The 21608-nt window shown below is 63.5% G+C and carries 23 protein-coding genes; 10 read left to right on the forward strand and 13 right to left on the reverse strand.

Going from position 1 to position 21608, the window contains the following annotated elements; all coding sequences use genetic code 11:
* The first annotated feature begins 135 nt into the window (after nucleotides 1-135).
* Both glsA and DBV08_RS29305 read left to right on the forward strand, forming a co-directional pair.
* On the forward strand, nucleotides 136-1962 hold the full coding sequence (gene glsA / locus DBV08_RS29300) for a glutaminase A (protein WP_124569726.1): 1827 nt from the start codon (nucleotides 136-138) through the stop codon (nucleotides 1960-1962).
* 9 nt (nucleotides 1963-1971) lie between these two features.
* Nucleotides 1972-2637 (forward strand): SIMPL domain-containing protein, encoded by a 666-nt coding sequence (locus tag DBV08_RS29305; protein ID WP_124569727.1) that lies wholly within the window; start codon nucleotides 1972-1974, stop codon nucleotides 2635-2637.
* A gap of 51 nt (nucleotides 2638-2688) precedes the next feature.
* Here the strand turns inward: DBV08_RS29305 and DBV08_RS29310 are convergent, their stop codons facing one another.
* From DBV08_RS29310 to DBV08_RS29325, 4 genes are all read right to left on the reverse strand, one after another.
* Entirely contained in the window at nucleotides 2689-4323 is a 1635-nt protein-coding gene (locus DBV08_RS29310) for an MDR family MFS transporter (protein WP_185564972.1), read from the reverse strand.
* A gap of 5 nt (nucleotides 4324-4328) precedes the next feature.
* A complete protein-coding gene (locus tag DBV08_RS29315) occupies nucleotides 4329-4817 on the reverse strand; it encodes a MarR family winged helix-turn-helix transcriptional regulator (protein WP_095970526.1) in 489 nt (162 codons plus the stop codon).
* A gap of 154 nt (nucleotides 4818-4971) precedes the next feature.
* On the reverse strand, nucleotides 4972-6240 hold the full coding sequence (locus DBV08_RS29320; protein WP_124569728.1) for a class I SAM-dependent RNA methyltransferase: 1269 nt from the start codon (nucleotides 6238-6240) through the stop codon (nucleotides 4972-4974).
* A 66-nt stretch (nucleotides 6241-6306) separates the two neighbouring features.
* Nucleotides 6307-8301, reverse strand: coding sequence for an APC family permease (locus tag DBV08_RS29325; protein WP_095970528.1), 1995 nt, complete (start codon nucleotides 8299-8301; stop codon nucleotides 6307-6309).
* Nucleotides 8302-8472: 171 nt separating this feature from the next.
* Between DBV08_RS29325 and DBV08_RS29330 the strand changes: the two genes are divergently transcribed.
* The 3 genes from DBV08_RS29330 (at nucleotide 8473) to DBV08_RS29340 (ending at nucleotide 10210) form a co-directional block, all read left to right on the forward strand.
* The gene (locus tag DBV08_RS29330; protein ID WP_095970529.1) at nucleotides 8473-9138 is read left to right on the forward strand and encodes a TrkA family potassium uptake protein; all 666 of its coding nucleotides are present in this window, start codon (nucleotides 8473-8475) and stop codon (nucleotides 9136-9138) included.
* Between the two features lie 85 nt (nucleotides 9139-9223).
* Entirely contained in the window at nucleotides 9224-9886 is a 663-nt protein-coding gene (locus DBV08_RS29335) for a TrkA family potassium uptake protein (protein ID WP_003942632.1), read from the forward strand.
* A 30-nt stretch (nucleotides 9887-9916) separates the two neighbouring features.
* A complete protein-coding gene (locus DBV08_RS29340) occupies nucleotides 9917-10210 on the forward strand; it encodes a GNAT family N-acetyltransferase (protein WP_095970530.1) in 294 nt (97 codons plus the stop codon).
* Here DBV08_RS29340 and DBV08_RS29345 read toward each other — a convergent pair.
* Together DBV08_RS29345 and DBV08_RS29350 are read right to left on the reverse strand one after the other, a co-directional pair.
* Nucleotides 10203-10916, reverse strand: a complete 714-nt coding sequence (locus tag DBV08_RS29345) for a DUF3159 domain-containing protein (protein WP_095970531.1) — start codon at nucleotides 10914-10916, stop codon at nucleotides 10203-10205. The two genes, DBV08_RS29340 and DBV08_RS29345, sit on opposite strands and share 8 nt — an antisense overlap.
* 52 nt (nucleotides 10917-10968) lie before the next feature.
* Entirely contained in the window at nucleotides 10969-11343 is a 375-nt protein-coding gene (locus tag DBV08_RS29350; protein ID WP_003942613.1) for an OB-fold nucleic acid binding domain-containing protein, read from the reverse strand.
* Between the two features lie 138 nt (nucleotides 11344-11481).
* Here DBV08_RS29350 and DBV08_RS29355 point away from each other — a divergent pair, with 138 nt between their 5' ends.
* Nucleotides 11482-12207 carry an alpha/beta fold hydrolase gene (locus tag DBV08_RS29355; RefSeq protein ID WP_124569729.1) on the forward strand — a complete coding sequence of 242 codons (726 nt, stop codon included), beginning with the start codon at nucleotides 11482-11484 and terminating at the stop codon, nucleotides 12205-12207.
* A gap of 11 nt (nucleotides 12208-12218) precedes the next feature.
* Here DBV08_RS29355 and DBV08_RS29360 read toward each other — a convergent pair whose 3' ends face one another.
* Together DBV08_RS29360 and dut are read right to left on the reverse strand one after the other, a co-directional pair.
* Nucleotides 12219-13058: a DUF3710 domain-containing protein gene (locus tag DBV08_RS29360; RefSeq protein WP_124569730.1), complete on the reverse strand. Its 840-nt coding sequence runs from the start codon at nucleotides 13056-13058 to the stop codon at nucleotides 12219-12221.
* 3 nt (nucleotides 13059-13061) lie between these two features.
* Nucleotides 13062-13556 (reverse strand): dUTP diphosphatase, encoded by a 495-nt coding sequence (gene dut / locus DBV08_RS29365; RefSeq protein ID WP_003942635.1) that lies wholly within the window; start codon nucleotides 13554-13556, stop codon nucleotides 13062-13064.
* A 41-nt stretch (nucleotides 13557-13597) separates the two neighbouring features.
* Between dut and DBV08_RS29370 the strand changes: the two genes are divergently transcribed.
* On the forward strand, nucleotides 13598-14095 hold the full coding sequence (locus DBV08_RS29370; RefSeq protein WP_075833062.1) for a DUF3093 domain-containing protein: 498 nt from the start codon (nucleotides 13598-13600) through the stop codon (nucleotides 14093-14095).
* Between the two features lie 80 nt (nucleotides 14096-14175).
* Here DBV08_RS29370 and DBV08_RS29375 read toward each other — a convergent pair whose 3' ends face one another.
* Complete coding sequence (locus tag DBV08_RS29375) at nucleotides 14176-14478, reverse strand: DUF4193 domain-containing protein (RefSeq protein ID WP_003942593.1); 303 nt, start codon at nucleotides 14476-14478, stop codon at nucleotides 14176-14178.
* A gap of 533 nt (nucleotides 14479-15011) precedes the next feature.
* Here DBV08_RS29375 and cei point away from each other — a divergent pair.
* Nucleotides 15012-15695, forward strand: a complete 684-nt coding sequence (gene cei, locus DBV08_RS29380) for an envelope integrity protein Cei (protein WP_003942618.1) — start codon at nucleotides 15012-15014, stop codon at nucleotides 15693-15695.
* A 6-nt stretch (nucleotides 15696-15701) separates the two neighbouring features.
* Here cei and DBV08_RS29385 read toward each other — a convergent pair whose 3' ends face one another.
* Nucleotides 15702-16580, reverse strand: coding sequence for an inositol monophosphatase family protein (locus DBV08_RS29385; RefSeq protein ID WP_124569731.1), 879 nt, complete (start codon nucleotides 16578-16580; stop codon nucleotides 15702-15704).
* A 156-nt stretch (nucleotides 16581-16736) separates the two neighbouring features.
* Here DBV08_RS29385 and ppgK point away from each other — a divergent pair, with 156 nt between their 5' ends.
* Nucleotides 16737-17504: a polyphosphate--glucose phosphotransferase gene (gene ppgK / locus DBV08_RS29390; RefSeq protein WP_124569732.1), complete on the forward strand. Its 768-nt coding sequence runs from the start codon at nucleotides 16737-16739 to the stop codon at nucleotides 17502-17504.
* Between the two features lie 112 nt (nucleotides 17505-17616).
* Nucleotides 17617-19041 (forward strand): RNA polymerase sigma factor, encoded by a 1425-nt coding sequence (locus DBV08_RS29395; protein WP_370333980.1) that lies wholly within the window; start codon nucleotides 17617-17619, stop codon nucleotides 19039-19041.
* Nucleotides 19042-19110: 69 nt separating this feature from the next.
* On the opposite strand, the gene DBV08_RS29400 is transcribed toward DBV08_RS29395, so the two are convergent.
* From DBV08_RS29400 to DBV08_RS29410, 3 genes are read right to left on the reverse strand one after another with little or no spacing between them, the layout of a single operon-like run.
* On the reverse strand, nucleotides 19111-19920 hold the full coding sequence (locus DBV08_RS29400) for a tyrosine-protein phosphatase (RefSeq protein WP_124569733.1): 810 nt from the start codon (nucleotides 19918-19920) through the stop codon (nucleotides 19111-19113).
* A gap of 21 nt (nucleotides 19921-19941) precedes the next feature.
* Nucleotides 19942-21114: a cation:proton antiporter gene (locus DBV08_RS29405; protein ID WP_003943778.1), complete on the reverse strand. Its 1173-nt coding sequence runs from the start codon at nucleotides 21112-21114 to the stop codon at nucleotides 19942-19944.
* 7 nt (nucleotides 21115-21121) lie between these two features.
* Nucleotides 21122-21604 carry a cation:proton antiporter regulatory subunit gene (locus tag DBV08_RS29410; protein ID WP_021344116.1) on the reverse strand — a complete coding sequence of 161 codons (483 nt, stop codon included), beginning with the start codon at nucleotides 21602-21604 and terminating at the stop codon, nucleotides 21122-21124.
* Between the last annotated feature and the right edge of the window lie 4 nt (nucleotides 21605-21608).

Genomic DNA, 21608 nt, shown 5'->3' on the forward strand with positions numbered 1-21608 from the left:
CCGGTGTGACTTCGCGTAACAGCGAAATCTCAGAGATCGCTCGTGATCGCAATCACAGACAAATGGGATCCGTCGCAATCGACTCGACAACTCTTGTTCCACAAAACGACCGCCATGTCAGCTTAAGGTCGACGTATGGGAACTGTGGTCGACGACCTGATAACGCGAGTGTTCGACGAAGTCCGATCACTCGACGAGGGCGAGTTGGCCGACTACATCCCCGAACTCGCGGCGGTCGCCCCCGATTCGTTCGGAATCTGCATCGCCACCGTCGACGGTTACGTCTACGAGATCGGTGACTCGCGAATCCCGTTCACCATTCAGTCGATCTCGAAACCCTTCACCTACGCCTTGGCTCTCGCCGATCGGGGAAGCGAGGCGGTTGCCGCGAAAATCGACGTCGAGCCATCCGGCGAGCCGTTCAACGAAATCAGCCTCGACCCGCTCACCGAACGGCCACGAAACCCCATGATCAATGCGGGGGCGATCACCGCTGCATCACTGGTTGCCGGCCCGAATCCCGAGGCCCGCTTCGAGCGCATCCGCTCTGCGTACTCGAGGTACGCAGGCCGCGAGCTGACCTTCAACGAGTCGGTCTACACCTCCGAGGCGCGGACCGGTCACCGCAACCGCGCGATCGGCCACATGCTGCGATCCTTCGACGTCATCACCGGCAATCCAGACGAGGCCGTCGACCTGTACTTCCGTCAGTGTTCGATCGACGTGACCTGCCGCGATCTGAGTCTGATGGCTGCGACGATGGCGAACAACGGTGTCAATCCGCTCACCCACGAGCGTGCGCTGGCTCCCGCGGGCGTCGAGCAGGTCCTCAGTGTCATGGCAACGTGCGGAATGTACGACGGCGCCGGAAAGTGGCTGGTAGAGGTCGGATTACCGGCCAAGAGCGGCGTCGGCGGCGGAGTCCTGGCCGTTCTGCCGGGCCAGATCGGCATCGCGGTGTACTCCCCCCGGCTCGACGTTCACGGAAACAGCGTTCGCGGAGTTGCTTCCGCCCGGGCACTGTCGAAGGAACTCGAACTGCACTTCCTCCACGTGACGCGGGCGTCACGCTCCTCGATCCGAGCCAGATACAGCGTCATCGAAGCGCCGTCGCGAGTACGACGCACCCCGACCGAACAGGCTGTGCTCGACGACGTCGGCAAGCGCAGCCGAGTCTACGAACTGCACGGCGACCTCCTCTTCACCGGTGCCGAATCGGCGGTCCGCGAAATCGGCTCGGTGGACGAAGGTCTCGAAGTTGTCGTCATCGACGTCCGCCGCGTCGACGACGCGAGCGACGTCGCGGTGCGGATGATCACTGCGCTGCAGGTTCAGCTGGCCGAACAAGCCTGCGCAGTGGCGGTCGTCGATCCGCAAGGACTACTGGGACAACGGAGTTCGAGCATCGACCCCGCCAGAAGAAGTGGTCGGGTTTTTGCGGACCTCGATTCCGCCATGCAGTGGTGCGAAGACACGTTGCTTGCGGTGCATTGTGAAGCCGATCGTCAGGCGTCGACGATCTCGATCGAGGACCACCCTGTTCTCGATGCTCTGTCCGCGGCACAGATCGAGGGATTCTCGGCCGAATTGGAGACGCGAACCTATGCCCGCGGTGAGAAGATCGCCCGCCGAGGTGAATCGGCCTCGGGGTTCTACCTGATTCTCAGTGGCCAGGTCAGCACCATGTTCACGGACGCACACGGGGTCGAGCACCGGATCACGACGCTCTCCGCCGGAATGACGTTCGGCGAGATGACGATGTTCCTCGACACCCCCTTCCTCAACGACATTCGCGCCGATTCCACGGTCACCGTGGCCGTCCTGACACCGGAGCGATACGCAGAACTGACCGCGCAGGCACCCGAGTTGAAACTTGCACTGCTCGAACGACTTGCGGCAGGAGCCTACGAGCAACTGGACCTGATGTTGCGGAGTGTCATATCCGCCGGACGAATCGGATAGGAAGTACACATGCCGACCACCGCCCTCACCTCGGAGCCGTCCACTGTCACGGTCACCGGAACCGCCACTGCTACAGCTGTTCCCGACATCGTGCGGCTGACGATCGGAGTATCGGTGACACAGACAGCCGTCTCCGACGCATTCGACGCCGTCGCGCGGCTGTCCAGCGCTCTGACCGAGACCCTGCACTCGCGCGGCGTACGCGGAGCGGACCTCACCACCGCCGGACTCAGCGTCCATCCGCAAACTCATTGGAGTGACGGAGGCCGCCAGGAGACAACGGGATTCACGGCCTCGACAACTTTTCGAGTCGTCCTGCGAGAACTGGAGCCGGCAGCGGCGAACTCACCTGCAGCCGTCATCGCAGCATGTGTATCGGTGGGCGGCGATGCGATCCGGCTGGACGGACTGGAGTTCGATCTCGACGATCGCAGCGATCTGGCGACAAGAGCACGCGAGTTGGCGTGGACGGCAGCCGAATCGAAGGCCAGGCAGTTCGCAGACCTCGCGGACAAAGATCTGGTCGAAGTCCTCGAGGTGCGCGAGGACTTCGACCAGATCGCGCCGATGCGCGGGCGTGTCGCGGCGATGAAAGCGGATTCCGCCCCGATAGCCGTCGAACGCGGCGAGATCGAAGAATCGATCTCGGTCCGCGTTCGATGGGCTATGGCGTGACAGAAGTAATTCAGAAGACGCGGCCGGCAGTAGACCAGCCGGGCATGCGGATCAGCGAGTGAGGTTCTTCTCTTCGCGCTCTTCCTCGAACTTCTGCTCTGCGTCGGGGGTTGCCAGGTCGATCGTGGTGCGCAGCGGACGGTTCGGAATGAAGATGACCGACACGAGCGTGACCACCGCGACGACGGCTGCGACCAGGAAGATCCGTCCTGTTGCGTCGCCGTAAGCGAACCGGACGATCTGCGAGACGAAGTCAGGCATGTTGCTCAGATCCAGGCCGTCCTGCAGGCTCTTTCCGGCTACCGCCTGCTGCTCGGGCGGCAAGGTGGACACCGAATCGACTGTCAGTGTCTTGACGCGGGTCGCAAGGATGGACCCGAGCACCGAAACACCGATCGCGCCGCCGAAGGTGCGGAAGAACGCCACGATACTGCTGGCCGCACCGATGTTCTCGACGCTGACCGTGTTCTGCACCGCGAGCACGATGTTCTGCATCAACATGCCGGTACCAAGACCGACGATGGCGATGAAGATTCCGATGGTCCAGAGGCTGGTGGCGTGGTCGATCGTCGACAGCAGTCCGAAACCGACAAGCAGCAGGACTGCGCCGGCGACGATGAAGGGCTTCCACTGGCCGAACTTGGTGATCAACTGTCCCGAGCCGACGGAAGCGACGAGCATACCGGCGACCATCGGGATGGTGAGCAATCCGGCTTCGGTGGGATCGAATCCGCGTGCGGTCTGGAAGTACTGCGTCAGGAAGGTCGTCGCGCCGAAGAGGCCGACACCGACGGCGATCGAGGCGATGATGGCGAGAGCCGTGGTGCGCTCGGTGATGATCTTGATCGGCAGGATCGGATCCTTGACCTTGGATTCGACGAACATCGTCAGGCCGAGCAGGGCCAGACCACCGATGACGAAGAAGGCAGATTCCTTCGAGAACCAGGCGTAGTAGTCGTCCTGGCCGGCAAACGACACCCAGATCAGCAGGACGCTGACACCGGCGGTGAGCAGGGTGGCGCCCATCCAGTCGATGGAGACGTTGTCCTTCTTCACTGTCTCGACGTGCAGTGTGCGCTGAAGCAGGAACAGTGCGATGACTGCCAACGGGACACACACGTAGAAGCACCAGCGCCAGCCGGCAGTGTCCACGAGTACGCCGCCGAGGATCGGTCCGCCGGACATCGAGACGGCCATGGCCGCACCCATGTATCCGGAATAGCGACCGCGATCTCGCGGCGGGATGATCGTGCCGATGATGGCGACGACGAGTGCGGTCAGGCCACCCATACCGATGCCCTGGATGACACGTGCACCGAGCAGCAACGGAACGTTGTGTGCCGCGCCGGCGATGACCGAACCGATCACGAAGATGACGATCGCGGTCTGGACCAGGACCTTCTTGTTGTACAGGTCGGCCAGCTTGCCCCAGATCGGCGTCGATGCCGCGGTGGCGAGCAGTGCCGTGGTGATGATCCAGGCGTACTGAGTCTGCGTTCCGTGCAATTCGCCGATGATCGTGGGAAGCGCGGTCGAAACGATGGTACTGCTGAGCAGCGCGGTGAACAGCGCTGCGATGAGGCCGGTGAGTGCCTCGAGGATTTCGCGGTGAGTCATCGCGGCCGCTTCGCGGGGCGATCCGTCACCTCCGGTACTTGCCCGGGTTTCTCCAACTGTTGCTGCCATGTGCCTTATCTCCCAATACTTTCTACGCCCGTGTGCGGAACTGCCGGTGAGGCCTGCCGGTTCGATGCGCCGAACGTCTCGTTGAGACGTTGCAGCGATGTCACTGCGGCCATGGCCTCTTCCTGGCTCCAGTCTTCGAGCATGTTGCGCAAACGCGCCGCACGCCGCTGCGTGGTTTTCCTTAAAACGTCGTGTCCCTCTTCCGATACTCGGATGCGGAACGCCCGTTTGTCAGCCGGATCGGGATTTCTCTCGACATACCCCGCGTCGACCAGATCCGACATTTGTCGGCTGAGCGACGACTGACTGACACACAGATCGACAGCCAATTCGTTCTGTCGGCACTCCCCCCGCGCTGCCAGCATGAACAACACGCTGACCAGTGCAGGCGGCAGCAGGCTGTCTGCGCCGGTGGTGACCGCGGCTCGCAGCGATCTGCCGAACATGAAGATCGTGTCGACGAGCGCCTGGGCCGTCTCCGGCTGTACCGACATTGCCTACCCCTGAATTCGAGTGGCCCGAACGAGCCGTGACTTGAAAACGGAAAACTACTTGCAGAACGAAACTATACGATTAGTTGCGTAATGCAAGCAACTGTTGTGAACGCGAGAAGCGTCACACCCGTTCGGGGAAAGAATTCGGTACGCGTCAGCGTTCGAGGAGCGCGATGCACTCCATGTGGTGAGTCTGCGGGAAGGCGTCGAACGCCCGGAGGCCGCCGATTCCGAAGCCCTGCTCCAGGTAGAGACCGATATCGCGACCGAACGACGCGGGGTCACAGCCGATGTGCACTATCCGCTCGGCGCCAGTTGCGGCGAGCGCTTCGACGACCGGACGACCCGCCCCTGCTCGTGGCGGATCGAGCACGATGACGGCAGGCGATCGCTCCAGATCCGGGAGAACGTTCTCGACTCGGGCACTGTGGAAGCGCACCTGACCGAGATCCGAGAGCGCTTCCCGTCCGTCGGAGACTGCTCGCGCCGAGGATTCGACGGACTCCACGACCCCGGACGGCCCGACAAGGTCGGCGAGCACAGCTGCGAAAACCCCGACTCCGCCGTAGAGATCCCAGGCCGTGTCGTCGGTAGCGGCTCCGGCCCAATCTCCGACCACCTGTGAGTACGCGTTCGCAGCACTGCGATGGGCCTGCCAGAAACCTATGGCGGACAACGCCCATTCTCGATTGCCGACGCGCTCGATCACTGTGTCCGACCCGATGGCCACGCGGGTCTTTCGCGGACCGCCGCTTGCCGCTCGGCGTGCCATGGCGCCGCGACGCCCCGGAGTCCGTCGTCCCGTCTTGGACACAGCGGGCGCGGCGATTTCCACGACGTGCCGCTCGCCGGTGGCGTCGAGAACGACCTGCAGCTCACTGCCCGGCGTCCATTGCTGGCCGCCGAGACCGTCGTAGGCGCTCCGATCGATCTGAGTGCACCGCAAGTCGGTGACGATCCGGCTGCTGCGGTACGCGTGGTATCCGGCGACGCCGTGCCCGTCCACCGCCAACCGCACTCGCGTGCGCCACCCTGTCCCGTCTCCGGTTCCAGGTAGTTCCTCCACCTCGACGTCCGATTCGACGCGAGCGAGTCGCAGAAGCTGCTCCCGCACGACCGAGGTCTTCATCTCACGTTGGACGCTCAGATCCGCGTGCGAGTAGTCGCAGCAGCCTGCCCCGCCCGGGCCGGAGATCGGGCAGGTCGGATCGATGCGATGCGGAGATGCGTCGAGAACGGCGATAGCGTCGGCGCGGCAGAACGATCCGCCCTTGTCCTCGGTCACCCGGACCAGCGCCCGCTCCCCCGGCAAACCGTGACGGACGAACACGACCCGCCCCTCGTGCCGGGCGACGACGAACCCGCCGTGACCGGGGTTGCCCAGATCAACCTCGAAGGTCTGCCCGGTCCAATTCTCACTCAACGAACTACGCCTGCCATTTCGATGTTGCCGATCATTTCTCGCGGGTGATCATTTCTCGTCGGGTGATCATTTCTCGCCGGTGTCGTAACCGCGACGTGTGGCGCCTGCGGTCTTCTCGATGTCGAGCGGCTTCGCCTTGGCCGACGAACTCAGCTGCCACGGAACGCTCGTCACCATCACGCCGGGCTGGAAGAGCAGGCGGCTCTTGAGGCGGAGCGCACTCTGGTTGTGCAGGATCTGCTCCCACCAGTGTCCGACAACGTACTCGGGGATGAACACGGTGACGACGTCACGCGGGGCATCGCGTCGGACACGCTTGACGTAGTCGAGAACCGGCTTGGTGATTTCGCGGTACGGCGATTCGATCACCTTGAGCGGAACCGTCACGTCGCTCTTCTCCCACTCACGCACAAGGGCACGGGTGTCTGGCTCGTCGACGTTGACCGTGATGGCTTCGAGGGTGTCCGGTCGCGTGGCTCGCGCGTAGGCGAGAGCTCGCATGGTCGGCATGTGCAGCTTCGAGACGAGCACGATCGAGTGCGTGCGGCTGGGCAGCACACCGTCCCACTCCTGCTCCTCGAGCTCGGCCGCGACGCTGTCGTAGTGCTTGCGGATCATCTTCATCACGATGAAGATCGCGACCATCGCGACGATGGCGATCCACGCGCCGGCCGCGAACTTGGTGATCAGAACGATGATCAAGACGGTGGCGGTCATTGCCAGACCGATCGAATTGATCACTCGCGAACGCTGCATGCGGGCGCGCTGAGACTTGTCGGTCTCGGACTTCAGATGCCGAGTCCAGTGCTTGATCATGCCCGTCTGACTGAGCACGAACGAGACGAAGACGCCGACGATGTACAGCTGGATGAGCTTGGTGACCTCGGCGCCGAACACCACGACGAATGCGATAGCGGCACCGGAGAGGAAGAGAATTCCGTTGCTGAACGCCAACCGGTCGCCGCGGGTGTGCAGCTGACGCGGTAGGTACCGATCCTGCGCCAGAATCGATCCGAGTACCGGGAATCCGTTGAACGCGGTGTTCGCGGCCAGAACCAAGATCAGTGCCGTGACGATCGCCATGAAGAAGAATCCGATCGGGAAACCACTGAACACGGCTTCGGCGATCTGCGCGATCAAGGTCTTCTGGTGGTAGCCCTCCGGGGCTCCGACCAGCTGTTCCTGCGGATTGTGGGCGTAGACGATGCCGATCTTCTGAGCCAGGATGATGATGCCCATCAGCAGGACGATGGCGATCGACCCGAGCAGCAGCAAGGTCGTGGCGGCGTTGCGCGACTTCGGCTTCTGGAACGCCGGTACGCCGTTGCTGATGGCCTCGACGCCGGTCAGGGCGGCACAGCCCGAGGAAAATGCGCGAGCTATCAGGAACGCGAAGGCAATTCCGTACAGATGCGAGTCTTCGGCGTTCAGCGTGAACGACGACGATTCCGCGTGCACGTCCTCACCCAGGACGTAGATCCGGAAGAATCCCCACCCGAGCATCAGGAACATACCGACGATGAACGCGTACGTCGGAATCGCGAACGCCGTGCCGGATTCACGGATACCGCGAAGGTTGACCGCGGTCAACAACACGATCGCGGCGACCGCGAACAGCACCTTGTGCTGCGCGACGAACGGTAGAGCCGAACCGATGTTCGACGCCGCCGACGATATCGACACCGCGACCGTCAGCACGTAGTCGACCATCAGCGCACTACCGACGGTCAGACCGGCGGTCGGGCCCAGGTTGACCGTTGCGACCTCGTAGTCGCCGCCACCGGACGGGTAGGCGTGGACGTTCTGGCGGTAACTCGCCACCACCACAGCCATGACGATGGCTACGGACAATCCGATCCAGGGCGTGTACGCGTACGCGGAAATACCCGCGACGGAGAGAACCAGGAAGATTTCTTCGGGGGCGTACGCGACGGATGACATCGCGTCGGACGCGAAGACCGGTAGTGCAATTCGCTTGGGTAGCAGCGTGTGCCCGAGTTTGTCGCTTCGGAACGGCCGACCGAGCAGGAGCCGCTTGGTAGCGGTCGAGAGCTTAGACACGTGCAAAGCGTAAGCCGTCTCGCCCGATTCGGAGTCATCAGCGCCCCAACTTCACCTTTTGTCGTGACAACCGGCACGCAGGCGACCGTTGTACTTGCTCTTCCCGTGAGGGGCTGTACCGTTCGATTCGGCGTGCAATCGCGCCACGAGGGTCCATGAACGGAGTAGGGCGTGTATGTCGTCATCATGGGGTGCGGTCGGGTGGGTTCGTCCCTCGCCGCATCTCTGACCAGGATCGGACACGAGGTCGCCGTCATCGACCGCGATCAGAGTGCGTTTCTGCGTCTCGATCTCGACTTCCCGGGAACCAAGGTTCTGGGAATGGGGTTCGACCGTGACGTGCTGGTCCGGGCAGGCATCGAGCGCGCGGACGCCTTTGCAGCGGTGTCCTCGGGAGACAATTCCAACATCATCGCAGCACGCGTCGCGCGCGAGACTTTCGGCGTCGAGCGCGTCGTCGCACGTATCTACGACGCCAAGCGTGCCGCCGTCTACGAGCGGCTCGGCATTCCCACGGTCGCCACCGTGCCGTGGTCGACGGATCGTTTCCTGCACACGCTGACCAAGGAAAGTCAGACTGCGAAGTGGCGCGATCCTTCGGGCACCGTTGCCATCACCGAACTTGCCCTGCACGAGGATTGGGCCGGAAAGCCGATCTCCCTCCTCGAGAGCGCGACCAGTTCGCGAGTCGCCTTCGTCATCCGCTTCGGGACCGGCGTTCTCCCCGATCGCAAGACCGTCATCCAAGCCGACGACCAGGTCTACATCGCGGCCGTATCGGGAACCGTCGCCGAGGCTGTCGCGCTGGCCGGCAACCCGCCGCCGAGCGACGACTGAGGAGGCCGCAGATGACTGAACCGCACGCCGCCCCTCACAACAACTCTGCGACTGTGTTGCACTACAACGTGATTGGAAGTTCTCGATGAAGGTCGCCATCGCCGGAGCCGGCGCCGTAGGCCGCTCCATTGCGCGTGAGCTGATTCGAAGCTCACACGACGTCATGCTGATCGAACGCAAGCTCGATCACATCGAACCGGAGTCGGTGCCCGAGGCGAAGTGGGTACATGCGGACGCCTGCGAACTCAGCCGACTCGAGGACGCGTCGATGGAGTCGTACGAGGTCGTGATCGCCGCGACCGGAGACGACAAGGCCAACCTGGTTCTCAGCCTGCTCGCGAAAACCGAGTTCGGAGTTCGCCGAGTTGTCGCCCGCGTCAACGATCCCCGCAACGAATGGCTCTTCGACGAGTCGTGGGGCGTCGACGTCGCCGTCTCGACACCACGGATGCTCGCTTCGCTCGTCGAAGAAGCCGTCTCCGTCGGTGACCTGGTCAAACTGATGACGCTGCGGCAGGGACAGGCCAACCTCGTCGAGATCACGTTGCCCGACAACACACCGCTCGCCGGCAAGGCCGTCAAGAAACTCGAACTGCCGCGAGATTGCGCACTGGTCACCATTCTGCGTGGCGGACGCGTGATCGTCCCGCAGATGGACGATCCCATCGAAGGCGGGGATGAACTGCTCTTCGTTGCGGCCGTCGACGCCGAGGATCAGTTGCGCGTAGCACTCCGTCTCGAAAACTGACACGAGCACACCGACACGAAAGGGAAACTCATGGCACAGGCACCCGAAAACACCGTAGTCACCGACAATCCAAGCCAGAGCCGGTACGAGATCCATGCTGACGGCGACCTCGCCGGCATCGAGGACTACACCACGTCCGGTGACGTCGTCTCGTTCAACCACACCGAGATCTACCCGGCCTTCGAAGGTTTCGGGTTGGCCGGGGTTCTCGTCCGCCAAGCCTTGGACGACCTACGCGCGCGCGGCCTCAAGGTTCACCCGGTCTGCCCGTACGTCGTGAAGTTTCTCGACAAGCACCCCGAGTACCAGGACCTGATCAGCTGAGATCGCGGTCTTCGCGCGGCTTCGTCGGATTCACCGAGCCCACCTCTTCGGACCCTTCGTCCGTTGTGGTGGGCTCGCTGCCTTCGGGCCCCACAACAGGTTCCGGCTCGACGATGCGATCGGCCTTACGCACCGCCCAGACCGTCACGAGCAGCACCAAACCGGTCAGTGGCCACCCCATGCCGATGCGGGCGACTGCGAGCCATCCGGTGTGGTCGGTGTCGTAGAGCTGTGACTGAACGAGATACCGCGCGCCGAAGACCAGCGCCCACGCCGCCGTCGCGATGTCGTAGAGCCGGACGGCGGAGCTGTGCTTACGCCAGAGATTGCCGTGCCCGTTGAGATAGCCCCAGATGATTCCGACGAGTGGCCAGCGCACGAGGATGGAAATCAGGAAGACCGCACCGTAGGCGAGGCTCGTGTAGATACCGAAGAGGAAATATCCTTTGGCATCGCCGGTGCGATAGGCGATGAACGCGGAAACTCCGACTCCGAGAAACCCGGAAATAGCGGGTTGGAGGGAATCCTTGCGAAAGAGGCGCCAGGCCGCGATAGCGACAGCGACGCCCAATGCGGCCCAGATCGCCGCAGTGAGGTTCCAGATGCTGTTGACCGGGACAAAAATCAGAATCGGCAAAGACGAATAGATCAGACCACTCAGCCCGCCGAGTTGGTCTATTACCGATCGCTGTTGTGTTTCAGTCACCTGTCGAGGGTGCCACAGTCACCGAGTTGCACGGTAAATGCGGGAAACGCGCCTATTCGCCGCGCAGTTCGTAGTAAGGGTTGAAGATCGCCTTGCGACCGTCACGCTCGCCCACACGACCGCGGATCAGCAGGGTCTTACCGGTCTCGATACCCGGGATCCGGCGACGCCCGATCCAGACGAGATTGATCACCTCGGTGCCGTCGAAGAACTCGGCCTCGATACTGGCGTTTCCCGACTTGGGACACGCGTCGACGCTGCGGAGTCGGCCCACCATCGTGACTTCTTCACCGCGACGACAATCGCACGCCTTCTGACCTCCGGAAGCCTTGTTGGACTCGGCCATTTCCTGGGCGTCCAACTGGTCGACGTCCTCGGTCAGACGCTGGGTCAGTCGACGAAAATATCCTGCGGCGGCGGGTGCCATTGCGCGCTCCTGCGAACATGTGTGACGCAAGGGTTTCGCGTCACGTGAAGGGCTGTGTGATCGCCACTGTAGACCCATTACGAGCGTGTAACCACACCGGTCAGTCCGCGTCTCGGGGGCACCGGGCAAGATCAAAAGATGCAGAACTCAGAATCGGCGACCGTTGCCGTCGTTCTCCCAGGTACAGGCTCTGACGCCCACTTCGCGGACCGCGGATTCCGGGCGCCGCTGGCGGCTCTGGGTGTGCGCATCGTCGCAATTGAACCGGACCCTCGGCGTGTCGTGGACGGCTACCTGGACGCGATGAACAGCGCCGCGGACACGTACGGCCGAATCATCGTCGGAGGGGTCTCGATCGGGGCGGCCGTTGCGCTCCAGTGGGCCGCCGCGAACCCCGATCGAACCGCGAGCGTGTTGGCAGCGCTTCCGGCCTGGATCGGTTCGGCGGACGACGCACCCGCTGCGGCGAGCGCGAAGTTCACCGCAGGGCAACTGCGCTCCGAAGGTTTGGAGGCGGTGATCGCGGCAATGCTCGCGTCGAGTCCGGCATGGCTCGGAGCCGAACTCGAGCGCTCCTGGCGCTCGCAGTGGCCCGATCTCCCGGCAGCACTCGACGAGGCTGCGTCGTACCACTCGCTCGGCGAGAGCGAGCTACGGGCGGTGGGCGTTCCGGTCGGCATTGCGTCGGCGGTGGACGATCCGGTTCATCCCGCGGCGGTAGCGCAAAGCTGGGCGGCGGCACTGCCCCGCGGCGCAGTGGCCACGACGACGCTCGACATGATCGGGCGCGATCCCGCTGTTCTGGGGGCCACCTGCATCAAAGCGCTCGCGGCGATCGAATCCGATACCACCGCGAGCGCCTGAAGAAAACTCTGTTACTGACCCAATTGCTGCATGGCAGAACCGGATTCGCCGCTACGAGGCGGCGGGGTCGGTCGCGCCGGGGGTGCCGGCGGAGCGGGTGGAGCTGCCTGCTGTTGCTGCTGGGCGGCGACCTGCTGCTGTTGAGCTGCCGCCAGCTGCTGCTCGTGTGCGGCGGCCAACTGCTCGGCGAGTACCTGCGGGAGCACGACGGGCAGCGGTGTCCGCACCGGATGCGGCTCCGATCCTCGGTTGACGACGGTGTCGCGCAGGATGTCGCGTGCGATTGCGACCAGCGGGGCGTTCGCGGCTGTGGATCCGCTCGGACCCGCGACGACGCAGCGCACCATCCATCGCGGACCGTCGACGCCGATGAACCGCAGGTCCATGTTGGCCGTCACAGCAGCCAGTTCCCGGCCCCACGGGCCGTTCTCGACGCTCACCGCGGAATTGTCGTCGCGAAGCGACTGCGCGAGCTCAGCCACGACCTCTCGCCACTGACCGGGTGATTTCGGGGCGGCGTAAGCGGCTACGGTGACGCGACCGTGCTCGGTGACCAGGTGCACGGCCTGCGGCGAACCGTTGGGCGCCATCTCGACCTGCAACTGTCCGCCGGTCGGCATCGGCACCAGAACGGATCCGAGATCCAGGCGCTGACCGTCACGGCCTGCCGTCGGATCGTCGGAATCGATCTCCGAGATGTCGTAGGGGCCTTCCGATTCGTCACCGAACTCGTCGCCGGCGGCATCGAGATCGTCGTCGACCTCGTCGACCTCCACCGACTCGTCGTTCTCGTCACCGAAGAAGCTGGTGGGTTCCTCGTCGACGTCTGTCTTCTTCTTGCGTCCGAACATGATTCAGACTCCCTCTCCGACTACCGCGCCAGGCGCATCGGTATCGAGTATCGCGTGACCGCCGCTGGAACCGTAGCCTCCGGTTCCTCTGGTCGTGTCGTCCAGCGACTCGACTTCCTCGAAAACAGGGAGTTCGACTCGTTGAACCACGAGCTGAGCGATTCGGTCACCGCGGCGGATGTCGATGGCTGTGGCCGGATCGAGATTGATCAAGCAGACCTTGAGTTCGCCCCGGTATCCCGCGTCCACGGTTCCGGGCGCATTCACGATCGACAGTCCCGATTTGGCGGCGAGTCCGGAACGCGGATGGATCAACCCGACGGTGCCCACCGGCAACGCGATCGCGATCCCCGTTCCGACCAGTGTTCTATGGCCGGGTTCGATGGTGACGTCGCTGGTGGAGCACAGATCCACACCCGCATCTCCGGGATGCGCACGCTGTGGAACGGGCAGGTCTGGATCCAGTCGCTTCAAGGCGATGGAGAGATGGTCGCTCACGTGGGCCAAGACTACTCGTAGCGACGGACTATCCTTGACAGGTGCCCGAAACATCTCGACCTGACGTCGCCACCACAACGCCCCCGTCCACGACGCTGTACTCCGAGCGCCTGTGGGTGCCGATCTGGTGGTGGATCGCCGGGCTGGCCGTAGCCGGACTCCTCGCGGCCGAGGTCCACATGGGCCGCCCGGGGCTCCTCTCGTACCTGGCCTACGTCGTGCTGCTCCCCATCCCGATCTGGGCGGCATTCTGGCTCAGCCGGATGCGCGTCGAGGTGGTCGAGACAGCAGGGGTGAAAGAACTGCACGTGGGTAGAGCCCACCTGCCGGTCGAACTGATTTCGCGGGCGGCAGCAGTGCCGGCATCCGCGAAGAGTGCGGCGATGGGGCGCCAACTCGATCCGTCGGCGTTCGTCCAACATCGCCCCTGGGTCAAGACAATGGTGTTGATCGTGCTCGACGACCCGGAGGATCCCACGCCGTACTGGTTGGTGAGCACACGTCGTCCCGCCGATCTGCTGGCTGCGCTGGATCGCTGACCAGCGCGGTCACAGCAAAGCAGTACGTCCCGACCCTTGGTCGACCCTCGAGCTGACGGGTCGACCACCGGGAAGGGAGATCAGGCAGCGCAGTCCATGCACACGAGCTGTCCGTTGGCATCACTGGCCAGGCGGCTGCGGTGATGAACCAGGAAGCAGCTCGAACATGTGAACTCGTCTGCCTGCTTCGGAACCACTCGAACCGAGAGTTCCTCGCCGGAAAGGTCGGCACCCGGCAGCTCGAAGGACTCCGCGGTGTCCGTCTCGTCGATGTCGACGACGGCTGACTGCGCTTCGTTGCGTCGCGCCTTCAGCTCCTCGAGCGAGTCCTCCGAAACCTCGTCGGACTCTGTACGCCTCGGTGCGTCGTAGTCAGTTGCCATCTCGTCTACCCCATCCTCTTCGTGTATCCCGGTCCCGTGTGCGCCGAGAATCCGGTAGATCCTTGATGCGCATGGAAACCGCCGTGGCATCCAGATCATTCCCTGTCGCTGCATAACGCTGCAGGACTGGAATTAGTGCCCGGAAGTTCCTTCCGAGAACGTGATCTGCGCCTCATTTGGTTGTCATTTCGGCGTCCTGCCGATGCCCAGTTGAACGACCTGGGCCGCCAGACAGTAGCCGACGTGAGCACGAAAGTAGTAACCGAATCGGAAATTTCCGAAAAATGACTGCGAATTGTCACCAAGGCAAGAGCAAGCTGTGACCTTTCGGCGATGTTTTCGGGCCGAATCCGGGTAGAAACAGGCCGGTAATCGGCCAACTGGCGGTGGGCGATCGACAGCAGTTCGACGCGTCGAGCCTCGCTTCGGCTGTGTCGTCACACATGCCCTCTAAGGTAGGCACCGAACGTCATGCCGGCACCGCTCGGCCCGATGGCGAAGTAGAAGTTTCGTCAAGAAAGTCGAGGGATACCGTGGTTTCTCTGATCACCGAAGGCAGCTCTACCGATGACCAGGGACGTCCGTTCCGCCGTCGGCGCGCGTGGCCGGTGATCGCCGTGTTCGCGGTACTCGCATTGATCGGCAGTGTGTTGTGGGTTCGCATCCTGAGCGCCGAGGCCGAAGTCAGTGACACCGTGGCCTGCAACCTCCCGCAGCCTTCCTCCGATCCGTCGGCAGCGGCGCCACTGCCGTTGGGAACCGTCGTCGACCGGTCGAAGCTGCTCGACGTCGACCCCGCTCCCCTGGCGGCCACCAAGGTTCGCGTGTTCAACGCCAACGGTGAACACGGTCAGGCGGCCCAGGTGGCGGCGCAACTGAGCGAATTCGGCTTCTCCAGCGCGCCGGACGTTCAGGTCGGAAACGACCCCGTCTACGTCGACCAGAACATGGAGTGCCAGGGTCAGATCCGTTTCGGAGCGAACGGCCTCGCCGCCGCCAGTTCCGTCTGGCTGGTCGCCCCCTGTGCCGAACTGGTCCAGGACGGTCGCGGCGACGACACAGTCGACCTGGCTCTCGGCACCTACAACAAGGGCGCCCTCACCCCCAACACAGACGCCACCGCGATCTTGCATGCCCTAGCCGAGCAGCCCGCGAACGCCGAAGTCGCCCCGATGGACATCGCGCTGCTCAAAGCGGCCCGCACCGCACGCTGCTGACAAGCCTCAGCTCGGAATCGGCTGATCCGCACCGATCGAACTGAGCATGCGGGCGAACTGCTCGGCAATTGCCGGAGCCACCGCGTAGACGACATCGCCGTCTGCCGAAGTGGAATCGGGCGCCGGGACGTTGATGACAGCGCCCGCTTCGGAAGCGATCAGCGAGCCCGCTGCCCAGTCCCACGGACTCAGTCCGTGCTCGAAGTGGGCGTCGACCCGGCCGGTGGCCACCATGCACAGATCCAAAGCAGCCGAACCGATGCGTCGGATGTCGCGAACCTGCGGCAGGATCTGCCCGATCAACGCGCCCTGCACCTTCCGGCGATCCGCTCCGTAACCGAAACCGGTGGCCAACAGCGCCATTGACAGCTCGGTCACCTCATTGGCGCGTAGGTCGCTGGCGACGCCGTCAGCCGTTGTCATGGTTGCACCGCCGCCCCGATGCGCGGAATACGTTGTTTCCATCGACACGTCGACCACAGCGCCGGCCACCGAGATTCCGTCGATCTGCACGGCCACCGAAATGGCGAACGCGGGGATTCCGTAGAGAAAATTCACCGTGCCGTCGATGGGATCGACTACCCATCGAACTCCCGCGGAATCGTCGGTGTCTCCGCCACCTTCCTCACCCAAGATCGAATCTGCAGGCCGCAATTGCGCCAGAAGATCGCGAATCACCTGCTCGGTTTCGGTGTCGACCACCGTGACGGGATCGGTGGGCGTGCTCTTCGCAGCAACCGAACCACCCTCGGCGGCACCGGAACCCACCAGGCCGAATACCTCGGTCCGACGCAAGCGGACGTGTTCGGCCGCGCGTTCGGCGACGGCTACGGCAACTGCCCGCAAGTGTGCGGGATCCAGAGAATCGGAGGAAAAGTCGGGCAACGTTCTTTCTGAAGGGCGCACCGGACCATCGCAACACATCTCTACCGAGGGGCACCACTCGAACGCCTCGAGTCGCACGCGCCCGGGTCCTTGTTCGGGTTAGTGTTTGCAACGGTAGATCGTGACCTCGAATTCGACACTCAGGAGCGCAGGACGATGACAACCACAGGTTTCGGGATCGATGTCGGCGGCAGCGGCGTCAAGGGCGGCACGATCGACCTGAGCACCGGGGAAATGATCGGTGACCGCATCAAGATCCTGACCCCGCAGCCGTCCACTCCCGATGCGATCGCGGGCACTGTGGCCGAGATCGTCGAGCAGGCCGAGTGGACCGGTCCGGTCGGCATCACCTTGCCCGCTGTCGTGACCGGCGGCGTCGCGCGCAGCGCTGCGAACATCGACAAGTCCTGGATCGACACCGACGCGTCCGCGCTCTTCAGCAAGGCCCTGGGCGGCCGCGAGGTCACCGTCCTCAACGACGCCGACGCTGCCGGAATCGCCGAGGACTCCTTCGGGGCGGGCAAGGACACCTCCGGCGTCGTGATCCTCTTGACCTTCGGCACCGGAATCGGATCTGCCGTGTTGCACAACGGAGTTCTGTTGCCCAACACCGAGTTCGGTCACCTCGAGGTCGACGGCAAGGAAGCCGAGCATCGAGCGGCCTCGTCGGTGAAGGAAAAGAAGGACTGGAGCTACAAGGAGTGGGCGGTCGAGGTCTCACGAGTTCTGACCACCTTCGAGAACCTGCTCTGGCCCGACCTCTTCATCGCCGGCGGCGGCATCAGCCGCAAACACGAGAAGTGGATTCCGCATCTGACCAACCGCACGAAGGTCGTCCCCGCCACCCTTCTGAACACTGCGGGAATTGCCGGAGCTGCACTCGCGTCGGTCGGATTGACCAGGCCGGCTCCCGTCGCCGGATGAGAAAACCCGCACGTGAAAAGCGGAAAATCTACCTGTTACGGCCCGCCGTGACGTAAGAGTTTCCTGAGAGTCGTTACAATGGTGAAGTCCGGCTGCGCGCCGGCCAACAACCATTGACCTCTCCGCCGGATCACCACTCTGGCGTGACGCCGCACGACACCGTCACGAAAGGGCGTACGTGGCAGCCACCGATACACGTCAGACTGCTGATTCTCCATCAGAGTCAGAGCCACAATCTCCAGCCGTGGAGGCGGCCACCGTCACCGCTCCGGCAGCCAAGAAGGCTCCGGCGAAAAAGGCCCCCGCCAAGAAGGCAGCAGCAAAGAAGGCTCCGGCCAAGAAAGCTCCGGCCAAGAAGGCAGCAGCTAAGAAGGCCAGCCCCAAGAAGGCCGGCGATCCTGACGCCGAAGACGGCGATGTCGAGTTGGAAGACATCGACATCACGGACGGCGACCTTGCCGAGGTCGAGTCCGATGTCGTCGAGGTCGTAGCAGTCGGCGAAGACGAAGAGACCGCTGCAGAGCCGTCCGAGAAGGACAAGGCTTCCGGCGACTTCGTCTGGGACGAGGAAGAGTCCGAAGCTCTCCGTCAGGCACGCAAGGATGCCGAACTGACGGCGTCCGCCGACTCGGTTCGCGCTTACCTCAAGCAGATCGGCAAGGTCGCACTCCTCAACGCCGAAGAGGAAGTCGAACTGGCTAAGCGCATCGAAGCAGGCCTCTACGCTGTGCAGATCATGCAGGACCTCGCCGACAAGGGCGAGAAGTTGCCTGCGGCTCAGCGACGCGACATGAGCTGGATCTGCCGCGACGGCAACCGTGCCAAGAACCACCTCCTCGAGGCCAACCTTCGCCTGGTCGTCTCGCTGGCCAAGCGCTACACGGGCCGTGGCATGGCGTTCCTGGACCTCATCCAGGAAGGCAACCTCGGTCTGATCCGTGCAGTCGAGAAGTTCGACTACACCAAGGGTTACAAGTTCTCGACCTACGCCACGTGGTGGATCCGTCAGGCCATCACCCGCGCAATGGCCGATCAGGCTCGCACCATCCGCATCCCGGTGCACATGGTCGAGGTCATCAACAAGCTCGGCCGTATCCAGCGTGAGCTGCTCCAGGACCTGGGCCGTGAGCCCACGCCGGAAGAGCTCGCCAAGGAAATGGACATCACGCCGGAAAAGGTGCTGGAAATCCAGCAGTACGCGCGTGAGCCGATCTCTCTCGACCAGACCATCGGCGACGAGGGCGACAGCCAGCTCGGTGACTTCATCGAGGACTCCGAAGCCGTAGTCGCAGTCGACGCCGTCTCGTTCACCTTGCTGCAGGATCAGCTGCAGTCCGTACTCGAGACGCTGTCCGAGCGCGAAGCCGGCGTGGTTCGCCTCCGCTTCGGTCTCACCGACGGTCAGCCGAGGACTTTAGACGAAATCGGACAGGTCTACGGCGTCACGCGTGAGCGTATCCGCCAGATCGAATCGAAGACGATGTCGAAGTTGCGCCACCCGTCGCGTTCGCAGGTTCTGCGCGACTACCTCGACTAGTCACACCAGTTACGCGAAGAAGAGCCGCTCTCCGGATTTCCGGAGAGCGGCTCTTCTGCGTTTGCCGCCTCAGACCAAGAGTGTGTCCCGGAGTTGTGCGATATCGTCCTCGCTCAACTGCAGACCGTCCCGGACGTAGTTGTCGAAGTTGCCGTACACCCGATCCACCGTGGCGAAAGACGTGTCCAGCCAGGACTGTTCGACGCCGTCGATGAACGCGCTCCCCGTGCGAGGTCCGGTGAGGTACTGATTGCTGAGCATGTAATCGGAATTCACATCCGAGCGGCTCACGCCTAGGACGGTCAGGAGAACTGCAGTCATCCAGCCGGTACGGTCCTTGCCCGCCGAGCAGTGGTAGAGGACTGCACCGTCAGTGTCCGCGACGTTCACCAGTGCGTCGTGGAATGCGCGGCTCGCCCCCGGATCGGTCACCATCAACGCGTACATCGTCGGCATGTCCACCAGCGCCGGGAGGTTGGCGGGGTTGGTTCCGACGACGTCGAACCAGTTGCTTCGCGCTCCGCTCGGAATACGGTCCTGCGAGAGCGTCCGTTCGACGACTGTGCGGAAGTCGTCGACCGATTCCACTCCGCGTTCGCTCAACGACGCGAGATCCGACGGTGTCAGCTTGTCGAGGGCATTCGAGCGAATCACCTTCCCCCACCGAACGGTCTGCCCGTCCTCGGTGACGTAGCCGCCGATGTCACGCGCGTTCGACGCACCCTCGAGGTGCAGCGATCGATCCGCGGCAACCTGCGCAGCTGAGGGTCCGGCTTGTTCGAGCGTGGGAATTCCACCGGCAAACGCCGGGACCGGAGCGCACGAGAGGATCACCGCGCACAGGACTGTCGCGGCGGGACGGGCGATTCTGTTCGACATCCGGACAGAATAGGGCCGCATTCAGGACTTCGTACGAACCTTGATGTACAACGAGGCAACGGGTTCGATAACTCTTGCCGCCACCGGACCGATCACGGCCATCAAGAGCACGTAAGCCGTTGCCAATGCGGCAAGTTCGGCGTCGACGGCACCCGCGGACACCGCCAGCCCGGCGATGATGATGGAGAACTCACCGCGGGCGATCAGAGCAGCACCGGCACGCGCCTGACCCATTCGCGCGACACCCTGACGTCTGGCCGCCCAGGCTCCGGTGATCAGCTTCGTGATCGCGGTGACGACTGCCAGAATCGCCGCCCACCCGAGGACGGGCGGAATGGAACTGGGATCGGTGTTGAGACCGAAGACCACGAAGAACATCGCGGCGAACAGATCTCGTAGGGGCTCGAGCACGCGACTGGCGTTGTGCGCCGTCGATCCCGAGATCGCGATTCCGAGGAGGAACGCACCCACGGCCGCCGACACCTGCATCGCAGAGCTGATACCGGCAACCAACAATGCGGCACCGAGCAGCTTGAGCAGCAGCGTCTCGCTGTCGGGGCTGTCGAGGAGCGCGGAGACGTACCGTCCGTATCGCAGAGCCACAACGAGAACCACGGTGATGACCAGCAACGAAATTCCGACCGCTTCGAGCCCGCCCATGAAGCTGACGCCCGCCAGCATTGCGGTCAGAATCGGCAGGTACAGCGCCATCGCCAGGTCTTCGAACACCAGAATCGACAGCACGACCGGTGTTTCGCGGTTACCGAGGCGCCCCAGGTCGCTGAGCACCTTGGCGATGATTCCCGAAGACGAGATGTAGGTGACGCCGGCCATGACCGTCGCCCCCACGACGCCCCAGCCGAGAATCAAGCCGACCACCGCGCCGGGCGTCGCATTGAGGACGATGTCGACGATGCCCGCTACCCGTGAGCGTTTGAGACCGGTGACGAGCTCGGCCGCCGTGTATTCGAGCCCCAACAGCAGCAAGAGCAGGACGATCCCGATCTCACTTGCCAGATGGGAGAACTCGCCGATGTCGCCGAGCTGGATGAAACCGCCCTGTCCGAAGCACAGGCCGCCGATCAGATAAAACGGGATCGGCGACATGCCGACGCGAGCAGCGAGCCGTCCGAGCAGTCCGAGCGCGAAGAAGACCGCGCCGAGTTCGATCAGTGCGAGGGTGGTTGTGTCCACGCGCCAGTCAGCCGTTGGCCAAGATTTTTGCCGCTGCGGCCAAACCGTCCGGCGTTCCGACTGCGACGAGGAGGTCTCCCCCGGTGAAGGTGAAGTCGGGGTTCGGCGACGGGCTCACCTGTCCCGCGCGCATGACGGCGACGATGGAGACCCCGGTACGGGTGCGCATGCCGGTGTCCCCGAGTGTCTGCCCGTCGTAGCGCGACCCGTCCTTGATGTAGAGCTGTTTGGTTCGAATTCCCGGAAGGTCACGGTGCTCTTCTTCGAGCTGTGCAACCAGCTGTGGGGCACCCAGGAGATTGCTGAGCGCTGCCGCTTCCTCGGTGGTCAGAGGCAGTGAGGCAGCACACGCGTCAGGGTCGTCTGCCTTGGACACGATGAGATCGGTATGACCGTCCCGATGGGTGACGACACCCACGCGACGACCGGAAGACAGAACAAAATCCTTGCGCGTCCCGATCCCCGGTAGTGGGGTGACTTCTACGTTCATATAC

The sequence above is a fragment of the Rhodococcus sp. KBW08 genome, assembly GCF_003852455.1.
In the GTDB taxonomy this organism is placed as follows: Bacteria; Actinomycetota; Actinomycetes; order Mycobacteriales; family Mycobacteriaceae; genus Rhodococcus_F; species Rhodococcus_F baikonurensis.

What these genes read in the sequence shown, in the direction of transcription:
- glsA (WP_124569726.1), top strand. Translation starts at nt 136, where the DNA reads ATGGGAACTGTGGTCGACGACCTGATAACGCGAGTGTTCGACGAAGTC.
- DBV08_RS29305 (WP_124569727.1), top strand. Translation starts at nt 1,972, where the DNA reads ATGCCGACCACCGCCCTCACCTCGGAGCCGTCCACTGTCACGGTCACC.
- DBV08_RS29310 (WP_185564972.1), bottom strand. Translation starts at nt 4,323, where the DNA reads ATGGCAGCAACAGTTGGAGAAACCCGGGCAAGTACCGGAGGTGACGGA.
- DBV08_RS29315 (WP_095970526.1), bottom strand. Translation starts at nt 4,817, where the DNA reads ATGTCGGTACAGCCGGAGACGGCCCAGGCGCTCGTCGACACGATCTTC.
- DBV08_RS29335 (WP_003942632.1), top strand. Translation starts at nt 9,224, where the DNA reads ATGAAGGTCGCCATCGCCGGAGCCGGCGCCGTAGGCCGCTCCATTGCG.
- DBV08_RS29340 (WP_095970530.1), top strand. Translation starts at nt 9,917, where the DNA reads ATGGCACAGGCACCCGAAAACACCGTAGTCACCGACAATCCAAGCCAG.
- DBV08_RS29350 (WP_003942613.1), bottom strand. Translation starts at nt 11,343, where the DNA reads ATGGCACCCGCCGCCGCAGGATATTTTCGTCGACTGACCCAGCGTCTG.
- DBV08_RS29355 (WP_124569729.1), top strand. Translation starts at nt 11,482, where the DNA reads ATGCAGAACTCAGAATCGGCGACCGTTGCCGTCGTTCTCCCAGGTACA.
- DBV08_RS29360 (WP_124569730.1), bottom strand. Translation starts at nt 13,058, where the DNA reads ATGTTCGGACGCAAGAAGAAGACAGACGTCGACGAGGAACCCACCAGC.
- DBV08_RS29375 (WP_003942593.1), bottom strand. Translation starts at nt 14,478, where the DNA reads ATGGCAACTGACTACGACGCACCGAGGCGTACAGAGTCCGACGAGGTT.
- ppgK (WP_124569732.1), top strand. Translation starts at nt 16,737, where the DNA reads ATGACAACCACAGGTTTCGGGATCGATGTCGGCGGCAGCGGCGTCAAG.
- DBV08_RS29400 (WP_124569733.1), bottom strand. Translation starts at nt 19,920, where the DNA reads ATGTCGAACAGAATCGCCCGTCCCGCCGCGACAGTCCTGTGCGCGGTG.
- DBV08_RS29410 (WP_021344116.1), bottom strand. Translation starts at nt 21,604, where the DNA reads ATGAACGTAGAAGTCACCCCACTACCGGGGATCGGGACGCGCAAGGAT.